This is a genomic window from Streptomyces sp. NPDC007164 (genome assembly GCF_040634135.1).
GTDB classification, from domain to species: domain Bacteria; phylum Actinomycetota; class Actinomycetes; order Streptomycetales; family Streptomycetaceae; genus Streptomyces; species Streptomyces sanglieri.
In genome coordinates, this window is record NZ_JBEYFB010000155.1 from 1 (window position 1) to 1010 (window position 1010).

The 1010-nt window shown below is 67.3% G+C and carries 1 pseudogene; it reads left to right on the forward strand.

Features of this window, described 5'->3' with window-relative positions:
* Positions 1 to 59 precede the first annotated feature (59 nt).
* Positions 60 to 991: pseudogene (locus ABZ622_RS42125) on the forward strand (IS5 family transposase).
* Positions 992 to 1010 lie beyond the last annotated feature (19 nt).

Here is a 1010-nt window from a genome sequence, read left to right on the forward strand (position 1 = left end):
CTAGGGCCTGTTTCTCGGATCTCCTGACAAGGGTGGGGTGTTGAGGTCAGGGTGGTGGGATGGGGCGTGGGGATCTGACGAATGCGGAGTGGGATCGACTGGAGTCGTTCCTGCCTCGTGGTGGTGGGCGCGGGGGTCGGTGGAGTGACCACCGTCGGGTGATCAACGGGGTTCTCTACCGGGTGCGGACGGGTGTCCAGTGGCGGGACCTGCCGGAGCGGTTCGGGCCGTGGGAGACCGTCTACAAACGGCATCGTCGCTGGTCAGCTGATGGGACCTGGAAGATGCTGCTGTCTCGCATCCAGGCCGCCGAGGATGCCGCGGGCCGGATCGACTGGAATGTGTCCGTGGACTCGACCGCCGTGCGAGCCCACCAGCACGCTGCCGGCGCGCGGAAGGCGCTGGCAGCCGAGGGTCCTCAAAAGGGGAACGTCCGGGGGACGAACCAGGTCGATCCGGTGCTGCGGAAACTGGCCGTCCGGCTGGAGGAGGTGGTCAGATCGGCGAATGCCTGGGACGCTCCCGAGGCGGCTTCACCACCAAAATCCACCTCGCCGCCGAGGGACGATGCCGCCCTCTCGCCTTCGTCCTGACACCCGGCCACTACGGCGACGGCCCCCAGCTCGAGGCCGTGCTGGAGCAGATCTCCGTGCCCCGCAGCGGAGTCGGGCGGCCCCGCACCCGACCAGATCACGTCCTGGCAGACAAGGCCTACACGTCCCGAAGAAACCGTCGCTACCTGCGACGACGCGGCATCCGGCACACCATCCCCGAACGCCTCGACCAGCAGAAACACCGGCAGAACCGGGGCTCCCGAGGCGGCCGACCCACCGGCTTCGACAGCGAGTGCTACAAGAAGCGCAACACCGTCGAACGGGCCATCAACCGGCTGAAGGGCTTCCGAGCGGTCGCCACCCGCTACGAGAAACGCGCCTACATCTACCTCGGCACCGTCACCCTCGCGGCCCTCGCGATCTGGCTCCGAACATGATCCAAGAAACAGTCCCTAG